We start from the raw sequence: 19,040 nt of genomic DNA on the forward strand, positions 1-19,040 counted from the left end.
GTTAATCAATATGGTAATTTGGCGCTTCTTTAGTGATTTTCACGTCATGAACGTGCGACTCACGCACGCCAGCTGATGTGATTTCAACGAAATTAGCTTTTTCATGGAGCTCATCAATGGTCTTGCAACCGAGATAGCCCATAGAAGAACGAATACCACCAGTCAGCTGATGCAAGATTGCCAACACGCTACCTTTGTATGGCACTTGACCTTCAATGCCTTCTGGCACTAACTTTTCTGCATTCGCAACAATATCGCTTTGGAAGTAACGATCAGCAGAACCATCCGCCATCGCGCCCAAAGAACCCATACCGCGATAGCTCTTATATGAGCGTCCTTGATACAGGAACACTTCACCAGGAGCTTCTTCAGTGCCAGCAAACATGCCACCCATCATGACCGAACTAGCGCCAGCAGCTAATGCTTTTGCAACGTCACCGGAGTAACGTATGCCACCATCAGCAATTAATGGAATACCGGTACCCTTAAGTGCAGTTGCCACATTCACTATGGCAGTGATTTGTGGAACACCAACGCCAGCAACAATACGTGTTGTACAGATTGAGCCAGGACCAATACCCACCTTGACACCATCAGCACCATGATCAGCTAATGCCTTAGCAGCATCACCAGTAGCAATATTGCCGCCAATCACTTGCACATGAGGATAATTTTTCTTAACCCACTTCACGCGATCCAATACGCCTTGGCTATGGCCATGAGCTGTGTCAACCACAATCACATCAACACCAGCACGCACCAATAACTCAATACGCTCATCGTTATCAGGGCCAACGCCTACTGCGGCGCCAACGCGTAATTTACCTTCGCTGTCTTTACAAGCATTGGGATGTTCAGTTGCCTTGAGAATGTCTTTAACGGTAATGAGGCCACGCAGTTCAAACTTGTCATTGACAACCAATACGCGCTCTAAACGATGATGACTCATTAAGCGCTTTGCTTCATCCAGTGAGCAACCTTCTTTCACGGTAATCAAACGCTCACGTGGAGTCATCTTTGTTTTTACTGGAGCATCTAAGTCTTCTTCGAAACGCAAATCTCGGTTCGTAATAATGCCAACAACCTCTTTGCCAACGAGCACTGGGAATCCTGAGAAACCATGCTCACGAGAAAGTTGGATCACCTGACGCAGAGTGACCTCTGGGCTTATCGTGATTGGATCACGCAGAACACCAGATTCATATCGCTTTACTTTAGCTACTTCACGCGCTTGCTCAGCAGGCTTTAAGTTTTTATGAACGATGCCAATGCCACCCTCACTAGCCATGGCAATTGCCAAACGACCTTCAGTGACGGTATCCATAGCTGCGGACACCAATGGTGTATTAAGTGAAATATCTCGAGTTAACTTACTTGCCAAGCTGGCATCTCGAGGGAGTACCGATGAATAAGCCGGCACGAGGAGCACATCGTCAAAAGTGAGTGCTTTTTGAATGAGTCGCATGCAAAACCCCTAGTCGCAAAAACAGATTATAGCCTCCTAGCCTTTCTTTTAGCTGCGGCAGCCTGGAATTTGGCATCTTGGTTCTGATTAGCCTTCTTACGCCGAACCGTTTTAGGGTCAATTAATAGCGGGGAATAGAGCTCTAGGCGATCTCCAGCATAAATGGGGCTATCCCAGTCCTTGCGCTTACCAAAGACCCCGAAGCAGCCTTTTCTAGCTAAAACAGGGTCTTCTGGACCAACTGCAATCCCGGCCCTAATAAGAGCCAGACCAACAGTAGGCAACTCGCCCGCTGACAGGATGAGCTTGAACGCCTTAAGCTCTGGCTCACCCTGCCTGGCATCACAGAGAATGAGGTCAAGCGAGCGCTCAGCCATAGAGGTCCTCGGCACGCTTTACAAAGCAGTCAACAAAGGTGCCGGCTATATGACCAAATACTGGGCCAATAATCTTGTCCAAAATGACGCTTTTGAACTCCCAGTGCAACTTGAACTCCACCTTACAAGCATCTTCCCGCAAAGGGATAAAGTTCCATTGCCCAGAAAAGTGCTTAAACGGGCCGTCTACAAAGACCATGTCAATTGTTTCAGGGCGGTGATTCACATTCCGAGTATGAAAATATTGGGTAATTCCCTTGAAATGAATATTAATTTTGGCGTCGAGCACGGTCTCAGTCTGCTCAAAAATTTCCACTCCGCCACACCAAGGCAAGAACTCAGGATAGCGGGCGACATCGGTCACCAAGCCGTACATACGGTCGGCTGATTGGCTAATTAAAACGGTCTTGTAGACGTCTGCCATAATCGTTCTTGAGAGCTAAATAAATATGAGTATCGTCGATAACAAAAAAGCCTTCTTTGATTATTTTATCGAGGAGCGCTTTGAGGCAGGGCTTGTACTGGAAGGCTGGGAAGTAAAAGCCATCCGCGCAGGTCGCGTGCACGTCAAAGAAGCGTATGTCGTCATTCGCAAGGCGGAGCTGTTTTTAATCGGCTGCCATATCACCCCCCTGCTCTCAGCTTCCACCCATATCGTGCCCGATAGCACCCGCACTAGAAAGCTCCTGCTCAATGCCATCGAAATTAAAAAACTCATCGGCAAAGTAGAGCAAAAGGGCTATACCCTGGTACCCCTAAACCTGCACTTCTCTAAAGGCAATGTGAAGTGTGAGATTGGCCTGGCCAGAGGCAAAAAGCAACATGACAAACGCGCAGCCACCAAAGAACGTGAATGGGAAGTCCAAAAAGGCCGTATCGCTAGAGGCGATCTAAACGCTTAATTTCTTGCCTAAGCCCATAAAAACTGGGGTAGACTGCCCTTAGGGCGAATATTTGAGCATATATGCACTTTTATGGTGCAATTCAGCACCAAGCCGCTTCAAATCATTCATTCCAGCTTTTATAAAGGCATTAGTTTGGTAACTATGAAATTGCCTTTTGACGAAATGCTCGACACCGCAGGCAAAGCGCGTCCCCACTACCAAATCTTTCACAATTGGCTGAAACAGCAAAGTGACACCCTCATGGGTCTCAAACGCGCTGAAGCAGACCTGATCTTTAGAAGAGTGGGCATTACCTTTGCCGTCTACGGAGATGACCTGGGGTCGGAAAGAACCATTCCTTTCGATCAAGTGCCACGCATCTTTACTGCCAAGGAATGGGAGCAACTTGAGGCGGGATTACGTCAACGAGTCAAAGCACTTAATCGCTTTGTCTACGACGTGTATCACGATGAGGACATTATTAAGGCGGGCATTGTTCCAGCCGAACAGATTTATAACAATGCGCAATATCGCCCTGAGATGCGCAACGTCAGCATACCGCGCGACATCTACGCACAAATTGCTGGGATTGATATCGTTCGCGCCGGTGAAGGTGAGTTCTACGTTTTAGAAGATAACCTGCGTGTTCCTTCTGGCGTGTCTTACATGGTTGAAGACCGCAAGATGATGATGCGACTCTTCCCTGACCTCTTTCAAAAATATCGCATTGCCCCTGTAGAGCATTACCCCGATCTTTTATTGGAATGTCTCAAGTCAGTTAAACCAGATGACGTTAAAAAACCAAACGTCGTTGTACTAACTCCAGGTATGTATAACTCTGCTTACTTTGAGCACAGCTACCTCGCGCAGCAGATGGGTGTTGAGTTAGTGGAAGGTAAAGACTTATTTGTGAAAAATGAGCAAGTCTTTATGCGAACCACTCAAGGGCCTGAGCGAGTTGATGTTATCTATCGTCGTGTTGATGATGACTTCTTGGATCCATTGGCATTCCGCTCTGATTCCACTTTAGGCGTTGCGGGGCTCTTATCAGCACACCGCGCTGGTAACGTAACACTGGCAAATGCGATTGGCACCGGTATTGCTGATGACAAATCTATTTATCCATACGTTCCAGAGATGATTGAGTTTTATCTTGGTGAGAAACCGATTCTTAATAACGTACCTACATTCCAATGTCGTAAGGCAGATGACTTAGCCTATACCTTAGCTAATCTGGATAAGCTGGTTGTGAAACTGACTCATGGTGCTGGTGGTTATGGCATGTTAGTTGGTCCAGCATCAACCAAAGCGGAGATTGAAGAATTTAGAACTCACCTTATCGCCAATCCAGATAAATATATTGCGCAACCTACATTGGCGCTATCCACCTGCCCTACCTTTGTTGAGTCAGGCGTTGCACCAAGGCATATCGACTTAAGACCCTTTGTTCTCTCAGGCAAGACTATCAGGATGGTTCCAGGCGGATTGACTAGGGTTGCACTCAAAGAGGGTTCTTTAGTGGTGAACTCCTCCCAAGGTGGCGGCACTAAAGATACCTGGGTATTGGAAGAGTGAGTGAAGAGTATGGGGAATAAGAAAATATGTTGAGTCGTACAGCTGATTGTCTTTATTGGATGGCCCGTTACACCGAGCGCGCAGAGAATACTGCCCGCATGCTCGATGTAAACCATCAAACCTCTCTACTTCCTCAGCCTGCAGAGTTTTTAGAGCAGAGTTGGAAAAAGTTACTCACGATTTCTAAGTTGGAAGAAGCCTTCCTCAGCAAATATGATGTCGTTAATCGTGAGAATGTTTTGGACTTCATGATTTATGAAACCAGCAATCCTTCCAGCATCGTTTCCTGCCTGTTTGCTGCGCGTGAGAATGCCCGCGTTATCCGCGGCAAGATTACTTCCGAAGTTTGGGAAACCCAAAACACTACTTGGCTTGAGCTACAACGCATTCTAGAAGCAAGACATCAATCGGATCCCAGCCGCCTTTTGGAGTGGGTCAAGCACCGCTGCCACCTCTTTAGGGGTGTTCTATACGGCACGATGCTGAAAAATGAGGCTTTTTACTTTATTAACGTGGGAACACTGCTAGAACGCGCTGATAACACCGCACGTATTCTGGAAACTAAGTATGAGGACCCAGCAGCCCTGCGGGTTCTTGGCGCTAAGAAATCCTCGGAAGATGGCACTGATGGTGAATTCTTTGACTTCTATCACTGGGCAGCCTTACTGCGCTCCGTCTCCGCCTTTGAGATCTATCGTCAAATTTATTCCGATCAAGTCACTCCAAAACAAGTCGCACAACTACTTATCTTCAATAAACAGATGCCACGATCCTTGGTGTCCTGCGTCAATGAATTAATCCCCCTCATTTCTGAAGTGAAGAATCAGCAATCCAAAGAAATTGAACGTCTGCTCGGAAAGCTCAAGGCTAGCTTGGATTATTCCGATATTGATGAGGTATTTGAGCAAGGCCTGGAAGAATTTATTGAGGCTTTCTTAGAGCGCATTAACCACATAGCCGATGAGTTTAGCAATGCTTATCTCATTCCACTGGCTGTTGCCTAAGAAATCACAAAGACTATATGCATCTTAAAATTCGCCATCGCACGGAATATCGGTATGAAACACCGGTGCATTATTCCATACAAGAATTGCGCTTGACACCTCCCACTCTAGCTGGCCAACAAGTCGATAAATGGAGAATTAGCACTCCAATAAAAGCATCTAGCTCTATAGATACTTTTGGTAATCTTTGCAGTGTATTTGTGCAGGAAAGCCCTTACACCTCAATGATGATTGAGGCTGAAGGTGAAGTACATACACAAGATGCATTTGAGTTTGTCGATGATGCTAAAGCAGTTTCGCCCTACTACTTACTGCAGCAAACCAATCTGACTGAGCCTACAGATGAAATGTTGGAGTATTTCTCTTATGGCATTCCAAAGAAAAATTCAGTTGATCAAGTACTAAAACTCGCTGAGGCAGTTCAAGGCTTGATTGTGTACTCTCCTGGCCAAACGAACTTTGCCACGACTGCAGCTCAATCCTTCGCCATGAAATCTGGCGTTTGCCAAGATCATGCCCATATTATGTTGAGTCTCTGTCGCGCCTCTGGAATTCCAGCGCGATATGTCAGTGGTTATTTCTTTGCAGAAGAATCCCCAAATCTTGCTAGCCATGCTTGGATCGACTTTTGTAGCGATATCGATAAAGGCATCTGGACCAGTGTAGATATCACCCATGCATGCTTAGTTGACTCACGTCATATTCGCCTTGCCATTGGCAGAGATTATTATTCCGCCGCTCCTGTTAAGGGGGTTCGCTCTGGCGGCGGCGGAGAAGAACTCAGCGCCAACATTTCGATTCAACAGTTGCCATAGCAACCCTCTGGGATATTTAAGAGATAATTCCAGGAAATAATGAAGAGGGTCCGTGTATGACGTATTGCGTTGGTCTTTGCCTTAAAGATGGTCTTGTTTTCTTATCTGATACCCGAACAAATGCTGGCGTAGACCAAATCGGCACCTTTAGAAAGATGACCTTGTTTCAAAACAAGGATCGCTTCTTTACCTTGATGAGTGCCGGCAATCTTGCCATTACCCAATCCGTTAAAGAAATCCTGCTGCAAGGACAGCTTTTTAAGGGCAAGAACCTCTGGACAGCCAAAAACTCATATGAAGCTGCCGTCGTTGTGGGCGATGCCATTAAACAAGTGCATGAACGTGATCATGCCGCACTTGAAAAAGCGGGTCTTGAATTTAACTGCAATATGATTTTTGGTGGTCAAGTAAAAGGCGAGAAACCGCGCCTATTTAATATTTATTCGGCAGGAAACTTTATTGAGGCTACGCCCGAGACTTGCTATTTCCAGATTGGCGAATCCAAGTACGGTAAGCCCATCTTGGACCGAGTGCTCAATTTCAATACACCACTTAATCTGGCAACCAAGTGCGCACTCATCTCAATGGACTCCACCTTGAAAAGTAATATTTCGGTTGGACTACCTCTGGATATGTTGGTTTACGAAAAAAATTCTCTGAAAGCCACGAAGCTCTTTACTCTAGATGATGCAAACCCCTATTTTGCAATGATTCATCAAGCGTGGGGCGAGAAACTACGCGAGGCGTTTAATTCCATAGCGGAACCTAGTTGGAGCGGCGCTCATAAATCGAGCGATATTTCCACTCCTGCTAAAAAAATGGGGATTGTTCCTATCAATCATCCGCCATCTAAAGCAGGGGCTCAAAAGGCCACAAGAAATACTAAGGTCACCCCCGTAAAGAAGGCGACAAAGAAAGTGGTTCTAAAGAAGGTGACTGCAAAGAAAAAGTAAGTCTCTAATAGTGAAGCGTTAGATGCATTGATAAACAAAAAGGCCTAGAAAAAATCTAGGCCTTTTGCTTTAATGCTATCCGCTTTGATTTAGGCTTTTAAGTTCTTACCTAACATCTCCCAGGTAGCCACTACGCTATCTGGATTTAATGAGATTGAAGTGATTCCCTTCTCAACCAACCAACGAGCAAAGTCTGGGTGATCTGAGGGGCCTTGACCGCAAATACCAACATATTTATTTTGCTTACGGCAAGCATCAATTGAACGAGCAATCATGAACTCTACCGCTGGATCACGCTCATCAAAGTCGATAGCCAACAATTCCATTCCGGAGTCACGATCTAGGCCCAAAGTTAATTGAGTCATGTCGTTTGAGCCGATTGAGAAACCATCAAAGTACTCAAGGAACTGATCAGCCAAAATCGCATTAGATGGGATCTCGCACATCATGATGAGACGCAAACCATTTACGCCACGCTTGAGACCAAACTTCTCCATCATGTCGATCACGCGCTTAGCCAGATTGATAGTACGTACAAACGGGACCATGATTTCTACGTTGTCCAGGCCCATATCTTCACGAACACGCTTCATTGCAGCGCACTCAAGAGCAAAAGCCTCGCCGAAATCTTCAGACACATAACGTGATGCACCGCGGAATCCCAACATTGGATTCTCTTCATCCGGCTCGTAACGTGATCCACCAATGAGTTTCTTATATTCATTGGATTTGAAGTCTGACAAACGAACAATCACTGGCTTTGGATAGAAAGCAGCAGCAATCGTTGCTACACCTTCAACCAACTTATCTTCATAGAACTGACGCGGGCTAGCGTAGCCACGAGCAACGCTTTCAACTGCACGCTTGAGGTCAGGATCAATATTTGGATATTCCAATACAGCACGTGGGTGAACACCAATGTAGTTATTGATGATGAACTCAAGACGAGCTAAGCCAACACCAGCATTCGGAATCTGACAGAAATCAAATGCCAACTGAGGATTACCGATATTCATCGTGATCTTCACAGGAATCTCTGGCAACACACCGCGGGATACTTCAGTGACTTCAGTTTCGATCAAGCCATCATAAATATGACCTTCATCACCTTCAGCGCAAGAAACCGTCACCATCATGCCGTCTTGCAAATGCTCAGTGGCATCACCGCAACCAACTACTGCAGGCACACCTAATTCACGGGCAATGATTGCTGCGTGGCATGTGCGTCCACCACGATTAGTCACAATCGCTGAAGCACGCTTCATGACTGGTTCCCAGTTCGGGTCAGTCATATCGGCAACCAAGACATCACCTGGCTGAACACGATCCATTTCGCTTGGGTCACGAATAATGCGTACAGGACCAGCGCCAATCTTTTGACCGATTGCGCGACCTTTTGCCAATACCTTTGAGCTGCCCTTCAACTTGTAGCGCATTTCTACTTGACCGGCAGCCTGACTCTTTACAGTCTCAGGGCGCGCCTGCAAGATATAGATACGACCATCTTGACCATCTTTACCCCACTCGATGTCCATTGGACGGCCGTAGTGCTTTTCAATGATCACTGCATATTTAGCCAACTCAGTGATATCCGCATCCTCCAAAGAGAAGCGGTTACGCTTTTCTGGGGTGACATCAACAGTTTGTACTTTTTCTGCGGAGCCTTTTGGGGCAAATTGCATTTGAATTAACTTTGAACCCAAGGAGCGGCGAATGATCGCCTTCTTATCTTGAGCCAAAGTGGTTTTAAATACATAAAACTCGTCCGGGTTCACTGCGCCCTGGACAACAGTCTCGCCCAAGCCATAGCTAGAGGTAATGAAAACCACATCCTCAAATCCAGACTCGGTATCCAGAGTAAACATTACGCCAGCAGCACCCAAGTCAGAACGCACCATGCGCTGAATACCAGCAGATAAGGCTACTTCAGCATGGGCGAAGCCCTTGTGAACACGGTAGGAGATCGCGCGATCGTTATACAAAGAAGCAAATACTTCACGAATCTTCTTGAGAACATCATCAATGCCTTCGACGTTCAAGAAAGTTTCTTGCTGACCTGCAAAGGAAGCATCTGGCAAGTCTTCAGCAGTCGCTGATGAACGTACTGCAAATGAGCCTTTACCAGAATCATCCAATACTGCAAATGCTTTACGAATTTCTTCATCCAACTTTGGCTGAAATGGCGCAGTTTCGATCCAGCCACGAATTTCTGCCCCAGCTTGCGCCAATGCACGCACATCATCAATATTCAAGCCTTCCAAACGGTGTTGAATGCGCTCAGTCAAATTGTTGTGCTTTAGAAAGTCGCGGAATGCTAACGAAGTCGTTGCAAAACCTGTAGGAACACGAACCCCAGTAGACGCTAACTGAGAAATCATCTCTCCTAATGATGCATTCTTACCGCCAACTGATTCAACATCAGTCATGCGGAGTTGTTCAAAAGGCAAAACATAGGCATCAGCCATACTGCTATTTTGTTGCTGTTGATTGGACATAAAATACTCTCAAAAGATAAGGAAACTGGTGTAGCGGCCACCCTAAAGGGGGCATGCTTTAATATGATTCTATTGTAGTGCTGACCCTGACTTTTAAGCCAAATCCATGTCTAACGAAACCCGCATTGTTTTTATTGTCTCTGACGGCACCGGCATTACTGCCGAGAACTTCAGCCAGTCGATTTTGGCCCAATTTGAGGCCACTTTTAAGCATATTCGGGTGCCTTTTGTGGACAGCGTGGATAAGGCCCACGATGCTGTTAGCAGCGTCAACCAGGCAGCTGCTAAATATGGGGTGCAACCCATCGTTTTCACCACTTTGGTGAACTCTGAGCTCAATGCAATCGTGGCTAAGGCAAATGGCCTGATTTTGGACATGTTCCAGACCTTTGTAGCCCCTCTAGAAGAAGCTTTAGGCATGAAATCCACCCATGCCATGAACCGCCTTCACCACAATGCCGATACCGAGGCCTACAAGAACCGGATTGAGGCCATCAACTATTCCCTGGCCCATGATGACGGCCAGTCCAATCAAAACCTTGCCGAAGCCGATGTCATTCTAATTGGAATCTCCAGGGTTGGTAAGACGCCAACCAGTCTTTATCTGGCAATGCAATATGGACTCAAGGCAGCCAACTACCCCCTGATACCGGAAGATTTCGAACGAGGACAACTTCCGAAGGATTTAGTCCCATATCGCCAAAAAATCTTTGGCCTGATGATAGATGCGGAGCGACTCTCAGAGATTCGCAATGAACGCAGGCCAGGTAGCAATTACGCCAAGCTAGAAAACTGCCGCTACGAAATTAACGAAGCGACAGCGATGATGAAAAAACAATCCATTCCGTGGGTACTGACTACCAGCAAATCTATTGAAGAGATTGCTACTACGGTCCTGCAAGCAATTAAGTCAGATAAAACAATACTGGGGTAAAAAAGTATTTTTCAATATCTACTTTCGACCCACCTGGCCTTGGCGGAAATACCTCCGCTAGAAGTATTCAAACATGCGACCTACACCTTAGAGCCTGGAAAAATGAGTTAAAGCGAACCCAGACTATGCTTTAAGCCTTACAAGATAAGGTCTTCAGCGCGCACCGAGAGTAATGGGATTGAGTGGAATTCAATAGTTTCGATGTGACATCCGCAGATGTGGAGTCGGTCGAACCGACACTAAATGGTGTTGCGTTACGGGACGCTCATAAATATCGCTAAGGAGCTTCAATGATCTTTAAGATATTAATTCTGAGGCCTTTTTTCCAACAAATAAGATGCCAAGTCATTATTGCCTGCAAGATGTAAAAGAAAGCGATAGGCAATATAGGGCAAGACAATTAGCCAATATAAACACGTAAGCGCCAAAATATGAGCGATGTCCCCATCGCAAAAATTTCGCATGGATTCAATAAATCCCTGATGCTTAAAAAAGCCTTCTGTTCCCGCAGCAGAATAACGCAGCATTAGAGCAACGATGGATGCAAGGGTTGTGCGAACTAAAATTGCTAAATAAATTGTGAATTTCACATTAGGCTTGAATATCACCCCAACAGGAACAATCATTTCCGCGGTAAGCATGATTTTGGACATCACCAAGGCCTGAATCACCGCAATCCCATAGGACTCAATTCCTTTTTCTGGCATATGAACAGCAGCTTGATTGTAAAAAGTAATCGCACAAAACCAGAGTGATAGGTAGGTAGCTACTATTGGCAGCTCCCTTAACATTTCCTTCATGTGTCCTAAAAAGCTAAATTTCATATAAAATCCGTTCAAAACAGGGAATTGCAGCGCTGAATCTACTGTAAATGATTCTCTAAATATTACCTTATTATTATAATCATCTTGATTCTTCGAGCCTATCAAGCCACACCTTAAAAACCATACAGATGCATCTATTTAAAGCGCTACTGACTATCCTGATGTTGTGTAGCCTCAAACTTGCGCTCGCTCAAGATACAGATTCATTCTTCGAAGCACTAACCCCAGGAAAAGAAAGACTCATTTCTAGTGAACGGCAATTACAAGCTCAAGATAATGTCGCCTCTGTACCAATCTATTTCAACTTTGACCAAAAAGTAGGTCTAGGACATCAAGGCTCAACTAAATATACCCAAATAGAGCCCTGGCTTCCTTATCGCATTAACTCTGACTACAGCTATGTAGTGCATCCCCAGATCACCTATCAATCCTTCAATAATTTCGATGGTTACTCCAGCTCGGGATTTAAACCAGTCATTATTGAAAGTTTTTTTACCGAATCCAATGAGACTAGACTAAAAAACTCATTTGGTTTTGGTCCAATGGTACAGATCGGCACCAATATGCCGGCCATGTATGGGAGCTCACAAAATGCTGTGGGATACAGCATGGGTGCCATTCATCGAAGCGAGGATTGGATTGTGGGTGCTTATGCATACCAATCGTTTGGCCTTGGAGCAATGCCGATCAATGGTCCTAGCGCCAATAATGTTGGATTTCAACCTTTTATCACCTACATCACCAAAAGATATGGGAACATTACTCTTGATTGCGAATCGGTCACGAATCTTGATACCGGCGCTCATGCCTATCCAATCAATTTAATGGGCAGCAAATTGATTGAAGTGGGTGACCTCCCCCTGCTTTTTACAATCGGTGCTCGTTATTACACTGTCAACACCAACCTAGGTGGCGCGCAAGGTTGGGGTGGGCGGATCGGGCTTACCTATGCTTTTTCACATTAATACCTTATAAAGTTAACTTATGACATCAAATCAAACCCTTTACTTCAACGGTAATATTTTGACCATGGCCGGCGATCAACCTGAATATGTTGAAGCAGTATTGGTGAAAGATGGAAAAATTGCTTTCACCGGCAGTAAACAAGAGGCAAATGCTTTGGCGAATCCAGATGTCAAAAGGCATGACCTACAAGGACATACCCTAACTCCAGGATTTATTGACACTTGGGGACACTTTGGTTTGTTTGCCCAGCAAACATTAAGTTTGAATGTTGGTTACTTCGCTGACAATCCTCCGCGCAGTAGATCTGAGTTAATTGCACAACTGAAAAAAGACGGCAAGCTTCTTAATGGATGGTTGATCGCAGCCGAGTACATGGATGGCTTGATGAAAGACGGACCATTAACTATTGCTGATTTAGATGCTGCTTTTCCAGATACGCCAGTACTTGTTCAAAACATTTCCACACTAGCGGGCTTATTTAATACAGCGGGCCTAAAAAAACTAGGCATTACTGCAGATACTAAAGTTGAGTCTGGTGCGATCGTAGTTGATCCCACTACTCATCAAATGACGGGCATCATTATTGGGCTACCCTATCTGAACGCAGTTGCTGCGGCTTATGGCCAATTTTCTCAGGATCTCACTTTTAAGACTTATCAAAGCGCAGAGAAAATTTATGCCTCATATGGCACTACGACTGCCCAGCACTATCAAGCCAGTCCTGAAGACATTCAATTGATGCGTCTCGCATCTGATAGCGGTGTTATTTCAATTGATTTAATTGCCCTCCCAATGAGCGATACGGTTGACACCCTACTACAAGGGAATCCCAACTATTCCTTTGGTGTCTACAGCAACGTTGATCGAGGCTTTAAGGTTGCAGGCATATTGATGTCAACAGATGGAGGGCCGCAGCTCAAGCTGGCCTATCTCTCTAAACCCTACAACGATACCACTGGCTTTCCGGATGGCTGGCGGGGTATGGCTTACTATACTCAAGATCAGGTTGATCACTACGCTAAGCTGGCCTATGAAAAAAATATCCCATTCTTTTGCTACAGCAATGGTGATGCAGGCATTGATATGGCTTTAGCCGCCATTAAAAAAGCAATTGCTGAAACTGGGATTACGGAAGATCGCCGCTCGACCATCTCCCATTCGTTTTTTGCAAGAGAAGATCAGCTTGATGACTACAAAGCCAATCATATTATTGCCATTACTTTATCTAATCATATATGGTTGTATGGAGATATCTATTTAGATATCGTTGGCGAGGAACGCGCCGATTATTTTTGCCCCATGGTGACGGCGCATAACAAAGGGATAGTAGTAGGAATCCATAATGACGTTCCCTCTTCTGGGCCGGACTGCTTATTTACAATTTGGAGTGCAGTCAATCGCAAAACAATGTCTGGAAAAACATTGGGTACTAAGGAAAAGATGGACCCTTACCTAGCATTGCAGGCATTCACAAGCAATGCTGCCTATGTGTATCGCGAGGAGAATACGAAGGGTAAGATCCTGCCTGGCATGTTGGCAGATTTAGTGGAGTTGGATCAAAATCCTTTAACGATTGATCCAGATGCAATCAAAGATATTAAGGTGGTCAACACTATCAAAAATGGCAAAGTGATTTACTCCAGGAATGTCGAGTAGGCATTAAGAATGCGTCGGATTCATCGACGGGGGTGTTCACTTAAGCCTATAGCAATCATCAGACCCATTAGGCGCAATGAATTGGCCACTGCTTAACTACGTCTAACCCTTACAGTCTCAAATAGACAAACTGCCGCTGCAGTTGAAACGTTGAGCGACTCCACTCTTGGATCAATTCGGATTGACACACCTTTGGCTTGAGCAATCAAATCGTCTGATACACCTTGCCCTTCGCTACCCATTACCCAGGCGACTGGATATAGCAGGTCTTTTTTCAGAGAGTAAAGATCTTGCTCTGCGTCTGCCGTGGTTGCTAATAGCTGCGCAGTGACTGCGCTCAAAACTTGATGATTGGACCAGCCCTCATATAAATCTAGAAGTTTGTGTGCGCCCATACCTGCGCGCAATACTTTTGTAGACCACAGATGGGCACAGCCTGATAAAGCGATGACTTGGGTAAAGCCTGCGGCTGCTGCAGTGCGCAGAATAGAGCCGACGTTACCAGCATCTTGTACGCGATCCAATATCACCACATCACCCTCTAAGGTTGAAATGGATTGTGGTGTTGCGAGCGTGGATTGTGGAAGATCAAGCAAGCCTGCAATATGCGGCGCATTCACTAAATCAGAGAGCAAATCCCAAAGCGCGCTATCCAAATGAAATACCTTAGTCTGAGGACAAATTTCTAGGTGCTCATAAACAGCTTGGAAGATTTCTGCATTCTTTAAGCCGAGCTCCGAAGTGAGCAAAGTTTTTAAGGCGGGATCACCCACCCAAGTCTGTACTAGATGAATACCTTCTAGCAATGCTTGTCCGCTGGCGAGCCTAGCCTTCTGCCCTTTTGAGCCGGTAGCCTGTAGGTTGCGAATCTCTTTAAATAGCGGATTCTCTTTGGAGGTGATGAGATCAAAGTTCATAACTTAGTTTGCTATTGATTCCAGCACTTTTCGCACTGGTGAAAAGCTTCTTCTGTGTTCATCGCATGCGCCGTATTGTTTAAGGGCCGCAAAGTGGGCTTCAGTTGGATAGCCCATATGTTGTGCAAACCCATATTCTGGATGACGCTCATGCAATATTTGCATCTGGCGATCACGCGTGACTTTGGCCACAATCGATGCCGCTGAAATTGCAGGTTCCTTAGCATCACCCTTCACAATCGCTTCTGCAGCAATTGGCAACTCTGGACAACGATTGCCATCAATCAATGCTTTATCAGGCCAAGTACCTAAGCGAGTAGTCAGATCTTCAATTGCCCTACGCATCGCCAGCATCGTGGCCTGCAAAATATTAATCTCATCGATCTCAGCTGGACTGGCTTCGCCAACGCCCCAGGCTTTTGCCTTTTCCATAATCTGCTCGTAGAGATATTCGCGACGAACAGCAGTTAACTTCTTAGAATCTTTTAAACCTTCAATTGGATTATTAGGATCAAGCACTACGGCACCAGCAACCACTGCACCAACCAACGGTCCACGCCCTGCTTCATCTACTCCGCAAACCCAAATGAGACTCATACGCTTACTTGTTTCTTGCGATTATTGGCGATTGTCTGAGCTATCGCTTGCGCAACTAATAAACCCGTAGGACGACGCAAAGTTTCATGCATCTGCGAAAAGCGTTCTTTGAGTTTGGCAACTTTAGCTGGATGCTCTAACCAGACTTGTACGGCATGAGCTAGTTTTTCTGGAGTGGCATCATCTTGTAGAAGCTCAGGAACAACAAATTCGCCGCACAAGATATTTGGCAGACCTACATAAGGCATGTAGCCTTGGCGTTTCATGATCTGCGCTGTTAACCAAGGCACTTTATAAGAAATCACCATCGGCTTTTTCCATAAAGCTGCCTGCAGAGTGGCTGTACCACTTGCAATTAAGACTACATCGGATGCTTCAAGCACCTCATCAGCCATGCCATCTAACAAATGAATCTGGATATCTGGATTAGTGTTATTTGTCTTAAGTAAAAGCCGCTCAAGAGGCTCACGTAATCGCGGTGTTGCTACCGGAATTAAAAAGTTCAGCTTCTGCCCTTTTAATCTATTAGCTAATAACTGCATTGTTTCAAAAAAGACGGGGGCTATGAGCTCAATCTCTGATCCACGGCTTCCAGGTAAGACGGCAATTACCAATCCTTCAAGTGAAGTAGTGGGAATTTTAAGGTGTTTACTTAATTTTTCTCGCGCTTGCTCAATATTAGGCTCAAGTGGAATTTCACTTGCCAATGGATGACCCACATAAGTCGATGCCACACCAGCTTTGTCATAAATTTCAGTCTCAAAGGGGAAGATGCAAAGCATGCGCTCTACTGCTTGGGAGATCTTCTTAATGCGCCCTGCTCGCCAAGCCCAAATAGAAGGGGAAACCAAATGCAAGGTCGGAATACCTGCTTTACGTAATTGCAACTCAACACCCAAATTAAAGTCAGGCGCATCAATTCCCAGATAAACATCCGGGCGACCTTCGTTGAGGAGGTTTTGAATCAGATCTTTACGAAGTTTCAGAATGGCTGGAAGCTGCTTAATAGCCTCTACATAACCTCGCACACTTAAGGTTTCCATGGGCCAATCAGAGCGCATGCCCTCGGCTTGCATGCGTGGGCCACCAATGCCATAAACTTCAAGGCCGGCCATATCCGGAATTTGATTTAGCGCACTAAGAACTGGCGCTGCTAATAGATCGCCAGAAGGTTCGCCAGCTACACAAGCTAACTTTGGCAAAGTAATTCCGTTACCGAATAATGCCGCGCGTTGATGCGGCAATAAAGTCATGGAACTGCGCGAGCTTCTCAGCAGTAACTGCATCTGCCGCTGAAGCAACAACCAGCTTCTGAATCTCTACTTTCGCATCTTCAAAACTCAGGCCATCCTTATAAAGTACTTTATAGGCTTGACGTAAGGCAGAGATTGTTTCACTTGAGAAACCTCGGCGCTTTAAACCCTCAACGTTAATACCATGAGGAGAAGCCTTATCACCCGCAGCAATCACGAATGGCGGGATATCTTGTACTAGTGCAGAAGCACCACCCAACATCGCATGTTGACCAATACGAACAAATTGATGTACGCCAGACATACCGCCCATGATGGCCCAATCTTCGACCTGAACATGGCCAGCTATTTGCGCATTGCTTGAAAAAATCGTGTGATTGCCAACCTGGCAATCGTGAGCAATGTGTACATAAGCCATGATCCAGTTATCGTTACCGATGCGAGTAATGCCTTCGTCTTGTGACGTTCCCGTATGAATCGTAGTGAACTCACGCACAGTATTGCGATCGCCAATAATCAACTGGGTTGGCTCGCCACGGTATTTCATATCCTGCGGAGGGCCGCCAATGGCCGCAAAATGGGCAAAGCTATTTTGCGCACCGATTGTGGTGTAACCCTCAATCACTGTATGAGAGCCCACTTTAGTTCCAGCGCCAATCTTCACGTTAGGACCAATGACGGAATACGGGCCAACCTCAACATCGCCAGCTAGCTCAGCCTTACTGTCTACTACAGCAGTTGCATGAATCCGAGTCATTACGCGCCTTTCGTACGAACCGCACAAGTGATATTAGCCTCTGCAGCAATCTCACCATCCACAGTTGCCTTAACAGCAAACTTATAAATACCAGCGCGACCGCGCTCTAATGTGGCAGTCATAATTAACTGATCACCAGGTAACACAGGCTTTTTAAAGCGCGCGCCATCAATACCGGCAAAGTAATAGATTGCATCTTCCGCGCGTTCTTCAGAGAATGTTAGCAAAGCAGCAGTTTGAGCTAAAGCCTCAATAATTAAGACACCAGGCATGACTGGGAAATCTGGGAAATGGCCCTGAAAGAAAGGCTCATTCATGGTGACGTTTTTTAATGCGGTGATGCTTTCACGCGGGGTAATTTCTAATACGCGGTCTACCAATAGGAATGGGTAGCGATGCGGTAGCAATTGAAGAATCTTATTGATGTCGATTGCGATTGGTGTGCTCATAAATGACCCGCTGAAAAGTAAATATTAATTTTGGTTCTACAGAATCTCAAGACTCTGTAGATTTGTTTTTATCTAACAAGCGCAAGCGCTGACGTATTTTATCTAGCCCACGCAAGATAGCAGCGTTTTTCTCCCAAGCGCCGTGGAGCATTGATGGATAAACGCCTGTGAAATGCTGCCCAGGCTCTGTAATAGAGCGAATAATGGAAGTGTTACCAGAAACCGTTGTTCTATCGGCAATCGTGAGATGGCCCGCAAAGTTTGCTGCGCCGCCAATGATGCAGTAATTACCAATTTTGGTGCTGCCAGAGATGGCAGCACATCCAGCAACAACGCAGCAATTACCGATCACTACGTTATGCGCTATTTGCACCTGATTATCAATTTTGGTTCCTGCACCTACAACCGTATCACTCATCGCGCCACGATCAATCGTGGTTGAGGCCCCAATCTCCACATCATTGCCAATAACCACTCGCCCCGTCTGAGGAATCTTGACCCACTCCCCACCTGTGGCAGAAAAGTCTGGGGCAAAACCAAAGCCATCGGCACCAATGACTGCGCCACTATGAATAATGCAACGCTCACCAATCTGAGTGTTGTAATAAATAGAAACCGATGGATAAATCAGCGTATCGCTTGCAATAATGCTATCCCTGGCAATGTTGGAATTTCCCAGAATTGAAACACGTTCGCCTAACTTTACGCCTGCGCCAATCTGAACAAATGGTCCAATGTGGCAGGAAGATGGAACGCTCGCAGTGGGATCAATAACTGCACTAGGATGTATTCCGGGAGCGTAGATTGGGCTAATCACTTTTGCAAAGTGCTGCGCCATTCTAGCGAATGTAGCGTATGGATTTTTAGAAACAAAGTACACCCGCTTTGCAGAATGCGCGCTAGGATTTGACTGTAAAAACTCTAAATCAGACTTGCCAACAATCAAGGCGCCAGCAGCGCTATCACTCGCCTGCTGTCTGTAAAGGGGATTAGAAAGGAAGGATATCTGATCTGCCTGCGCTCGCTCCAAAGGAGCGAGACCAGTAAATCCGTGGAAAGCCTCCCCCACCAAGCTTGCTTGAAACTGTTCGGCCAGCTCAATGGCGGTCGGCATAAAGC

Annotated in this window: 19 protein-coding genes; 8 read left to right on the plus strand and 11 right to left on the minus strand. The window is 45.8% G+C overall.

The window, feature by feature from the left end; all coding sequences use genetic code 11:
* Position 1 precedes the first annotated feature (1 nt).
* Genes guaB through AOC28_RS05760 form a run of 3 tightly spaced genes read right to left on the minus strand, consistent with a single transcriptional unit; the run spans position 2 to position 2,266 of the window.
* Positions 2-1,465, minus strand: coding sequence for an IMP dehydrogenase (gene guaB / locus AOC28_RS05750; protein WP_072583014.1), 1,464 nt, complete (start codon positions 1,463-1,465; stop codon positions 2-4).
* Positions 1,466-1,491: 26 nt separating this feature from the next.
* Positions 1,492-1,842, minus strand: a complete 351-nt coding sequence (locus tag AOC28_RS05755) for an RnfH family protein (protein WP_072583015.1) — start codon at positions 1,840-1,842, stop codon at positions 1,492-1,494.
* Positions 1,835-2,266, minus strand: coding sequence for a type II toxin-antitoxin system RatA family toxin (locus AOC28_RS05760; RefSeq protein ID WP_072583016.1), 432 nt, complete (start codon positions 2,264-2,266; stop codon positions 1,835-1,837). The genes AOC28_RS05755 and AOC28_RS05760 overlap by 8 nt, the downstream gene beginning before the upstream one ends.
* A gap of 25 nt (positions 2,267-2,291) precedes the next feature.
* Here AOC28_RS05760 and smpB point away from each other — a divergent pair, with 25 nt between their 5' ends.
* From smpB to AOC28_RS05785, 5 genes are all read left to right on the plus strand, one after another.
* The gene (smpB, locus tag AOC28_RS05765; RefSeq protein WP_072583017.1) at positions 2,292-2,744 is read left to right on the plus strand and encodes an SsrA-binding protein SmpB; all 453 of its coding nucleotides are present in this window, start codon (positions 2,292-2,294) and stop codon (positions 2,742-2,744) included.
* Between the two features lie 144 nt (positions 2,745-2,888).
* A complete protein-coding gene (locus AOC28_RS05770; protein WP_072583185.1) occupies positions 2,889-4,301 on the plus strand; it encodes a circularly permuted type 2 ATP-grasp protein in 1,413 nt (470 codons plus the stop codon).
* A gap of 26 nt (positions 4,302-4,327) precedes the next feature.
* A complete protein-coding gene (locus AOC28_RS05775) occupies positions 4,328-5,305 on the plus strand; it encodes an alpha-E domain-containing protein (RefSeq protein ID WP_072583018.1) in 978 nt (325 codons plus the stop codon).
* 17 nt (positions 5,306-5,322) lie between these two features.
* On the plus strand, positions 5,323-6,120 hold the full coding sequence (locus AOC28_RS05780) for a transglutaminase family protein (RefSeq protein ID WP_072583019.1): 798 nt from the start codon (positions 5,323-5,325) through the stop codon (positions 6,118-6,120).
* A gap of 56 nt (positions 6,121-6,176) precedes the next feature.
* Entirely contained in the window at positions 6,177-7,073 is an 897-nt protein-coding gene (locus AOC28_RS05785) for a peptidase (RefSeq protein WP_202816829.1), read from the plus strand.
* An 89-nt stretch (positions 7,074-7,162) separates the two neighbouring features.
* Here AOC28_RS05785 and ppsA read toward each other — a convergent pair whose 3' ends face one another.
* A complete protein-coding gene (ppsA, locus tag AOC28_RS05790; protein ID WP_072583020.1) occupies positions 7,163-9,568 on the minus strand; it encodes a phosphoenolpyruvate synthase in 2,406 nt (801 codons plus the stop codon).
* A gap of 106 nt (positions 9,569-9,674) precedes the next feature.
* On the opposite strand from ppsA, the gene AOC28_RS05795 reads away from it, so the two are divergent.
* Positions 9,675-10,502 carry a pyruvate, water dikinase regulatory protein gene (locus tag AOC28_RS05795; RefSeq protein WP_072583021.1) on the plus strand — a complete coding sequence of 276 codons (828 nt, stop codon included), beginning with the start codon at positions 9,675-9,677 and terminating at the stop codon, positions 10,500-10,502.
* Between the two features lie 305 nt (positions 10,503-10,807).
* Here AOC28_RS05795 and AOC28_RS05800 read toward each other — a convergent pair whose 3' ends face one another.
* Positions 10,808-11,326 carry a hypothetical protein gene (locus AOC28_RS05800; RefSeq protein ID WP_143143886.1) on the minus strand — a complete coding sequence of 173 codons (519 nt, stop codon included), beginning with the start codon at positions 11,324-11,326 and terminating at the stop codon, positions 10,808-10,810.
* Between the two features lie 128 nt (positions 11,327-11,454).
* Here AOC28_RS05800 and AOC28_RS05805 point away from each other — a divergent pair, with 128 nt between their 5' ends.
* A complete protein-coding gene (locus AOC28_RS05805; protein WP_143143887.1) occupies positions 11,455-12,291 on the plus strand; it encodes a hypothetical protein in 837 nt (278 codons plus the stop codon).
* A 19-nt stretch (positions 12,292-12,310) separates the two neighbouring features.
* Positions 12,311-13,948: an amidohydrolase gene (locus AOC28_RS05810; protein ID WP_072583024.1), complete on the plus strand. Its 1,638-nt coding sequence runs from the start codon at positions 12,311-12,313 to the stop codon at positions 13,946-13,948.
* Between the two features lie 92 nt (positions 13,949-14,040).
* Here the strand turns inward: AOC28_RS05810 and AOC28_RS05815 are convergent, their stop codons facing one another.
* Genes AOC28_RS05815 through lpxD form a run of 6 tightly spaced genes read right to left on the minus strand, consistent with a single transcriptional unit; the run spans position 14,041 to position 19,035 of the window.
* Positions 14,041-14,865 (minus strand): RNA methyltransferase, encoded by an 825-nt coding sequence (locus AOC28_RS05815; RefSeq protein WP_072583025.1) that lies wholly within the window; start codon positions 14,863-14,865, stop codon positions 14,041-14,043.
* 3 nt (positions 14,866-14,868) lie between these two features.
* On the minus strand, positions 14,869-15,462 hold the full coding sequence (rnhB, locus tag AOC28_RS05820) for a ribonuclease HII (RefSeq protein WP_083564242.1): 594 nt from the start codon (positions 15,460-15,462) through the stop codon (positions 14,869-14,871).
* The gene (gene lpxB, locus AOC28_RS05825; RefSeq protein ID WP_072583026.1) at positions 15,459-16,715 is read right to left on the minus strand and encodes a lipid-A-disaccharide synthase; all 1,257 of its coding nucleotides are present in this window, start codon (positions 16,713-16,715) and stop codon (positions 15,459-15,461) included. Before lpxB ends, rnhB begins: the two co-directional genes overlap by 4 nt.
* Positions 16,675-17,472 carry an acyl-ACP--UDP-N-acetylglucosamine O-acyltransferase gene (gene lpxA, locus AOC28_RS05830; protein ID WP_072583027.1) on the minus strand — a complete coding sequence of 266 codons (798 nt, stop codon included), beginning with the start codon at positions 17,470-17,472 and terminating at the stop codon, positions 16,675-16,677. The genes lpxB and lpxA overlap by 41 nt, the downstream gene beginning before the upstream one ends.
* Positions 17,472-17,921: a 3-hydroxyacyl-ACP dehydratase FabZ gene (fabZ, locus tag AOC28_RS05835; RefSeq protein WP_072583028.1), complete on the minus strand. Its 450-nt coding sequence runs from the start codon at positions 17,919-17,921 to the stop codon at positions 17,472-17,474. The genes lpxA and fabZ overlap by 1 nt, the downstream gene beginning before the upstream one ends.
* 46 nt (positions 17,922-17,967) lie before the next feature.
* Positions 17,968-19,035, minus strand: a complete 1,068-nt coding sequence (gene lpxD / locus AOC28_RS05840; protein WP_072583029.1) for a UDP-3-O-(3-hydroxymyristoyl)glucosamine N-acyltransferase — start codon at positions 19,033-19,035, stop codon at positions 17,968-17,970.
* Positions 19,036-19,040: the final 5 nt, after the last annotated feature.

Origin of the sequence: Polynucleobacter sp. MWH-Adler-W8, assembly GCF_001889925.1 — a bacterium.
Taxonomy (GTDB): domain Bacteria; phylum Pseudomonadota; class Gammaproteobacteria; order Burkholderiales; family Burkholderiaceae; genus Polynucleobacter.